Genomic DNA, 1743 nt, shown 5'->3' with positions numbered 1-1743 from the left:
GCCGCACGCCATGACGGCTTGCCCAGAGCCGGTCGAGCACGACGAGCGCGCCAACCAGATTTCCGAATGCAGCGATAATCGCCCCTGCAAAATAGCCATCCAGATTCGGAAACAGCCAAATGCTGCCAAGAATGACGCCGGCCCCCAATACCTGATGTGCGATCCGGGCGGCTCCGAACGCATAGAACCGCTCTGTCAGCCGCTGCAGGGCGAACACCGTGCCGAGAAGGCTGGCGGTGGCCGTCAGCATCGCCTGCGCGACGATCCAGCGGAGCGCGACCGGCTGATCGACGAAGAGATGGACTGAAAAGGCCGCGACCAGCATGGATGTCGCCGCCGCAAGCAAAACGATTGCGGCGCTGAAAGCGAGAGTGAGCTGGGCGACGCTCTTGCGGTAGATCGCCGGCTCCTGCCCGTCCGGCGGCGCCTGAACGAGCAGTCGCATCGCCAAGTCGAACAGGCGAACGTCCCAGAAGTTCGCGATCAAGCTGGCTATGGCAACGAGGATGCCTATGACGGCGTAGGCCGGCGCGCCGAGCGACGCGGCTACGACCAATGTCTGGACGAGGCCGACGGCCGCGCAGAGCAGGTTGACGGCGATCAGAAAGATCTCCGGCCGGACGAATCGCTTCACGCGGTTACTCACTTGTGTACGCAGCCCACGACCGCCGCATCCCCGCGCAAGGGCGCGGCGGGTTGGAGATGCCGGCGCGTTTCCGGCAACCACATGCTGATGATGCCCATCATGAGCGTGAGCCAATGGAATTGTATGTTGCCCGGCAGCAGCCACGCGCCCGTTTGGTGGACGAGAACGAACAGAATCGCCCAGATCGCGCCGGCTGCCGCCATGTCATCCAATCCATCGCCGGCCGCCGCACAGGCATGACGGCGCCGTTTGACGTACAGGCGGCTCGCACGGACCACGACGAAAGCGGCCAGGGCGACCGCGATTGCAATGCCCGGCAGTCCCATCTCCGCCGCAAGTCGAACGACGTGGTTGTGGATGCCATTGATGAACTCGAAGTGCGTGGGGGTAATGCCGCAGCATTCCTGCAACCCGAATACGTCGACTCTGGCGGCCTCTTGAACCCGATCTGCCGTCAAACCGTATCCTGCCCCAGTCAGCGGATGATCCAAGAAAAGTACGTATCCAGCCCCGATGGAGGCCAGCCGAAGCACGCCGGTATTCCGAACCAACCGCAGGAACATCTGCTGGTCTGGCGACAGTCTGGACCATGTGCTGGTTCCAATTCCCTCCACCGGTGAAATCTGAGGAATCTCCTTCGGCGGAATCCGGTCGCCATCGATCAGGTCAGGCAGACGGGACACGACGTTCGTAAACAAAATGACGGCGGTGGCTGCTGCCAGTATGCCGCCGATCAGGACGCGCGCCGGCCACGCCGACGCCGTCGCCGCAATCGGCACCGACAGGACGGCGAGGCCGAGGGCCGCTTTACCTCCCATCATGAGCAGCGCGAGCCAGGCGACGAACGCCCGGACGAAGCGTTCGGTCAGCGTGTGATAGATGACGAAGAACACAAGAACGAGGGCAGCCGCATCGCCGATCCAACCCTGTGCGCGAATTTGGCCCCTGCGAAAGACGTGCACTTCGCCGACGAGAAAAAGAAAACTGGCGGCAATTTGACCGATGATGATGACTTCGACCCCCGATAGCCCGTATGTCAGCAGGCGCGAAATCCGGGGCGACTCGCGCCAGAGCGCGAAATAATTGATCACCGCCAG

Annotated in this window: 2 protein-coding genes; both read right to left on the bottom strand. The window is 62.7% G+C overall.

Annotated features, from left to right (window positions below):
• A partial coding sequence (locus VF194_RS07195) for a hypothetical protein (protein WP_330889490.1) occupies positions 1 to 634 on the bottom strand: 634 nt, incomplete at its 3' end.
• Positions 635 to 642: 8 nt separating this feature from the next.
• Positions 643 to 1743, bottom strand: a 1101-nt coding sequence (locus VF194_RS07190; RefSeq protein WP_330889488.1) for a hypothetical protein, incomplete at its 5' end; no start/stop codon positions are given.

This window comes from Ferrovibrio sp., assembly GCF_036381655.1.
Classification (GTDB): Bacteria; Pseudomonadota; Alphaproteobacteria; order Ferrovibrionales; family Ferrovibrionaceae; genus Ferrovibrio.
Note: the sequence above shows the minus strand (reverse complement) of the source record. Positions and strands in the feature narration are given on the sequence as shown.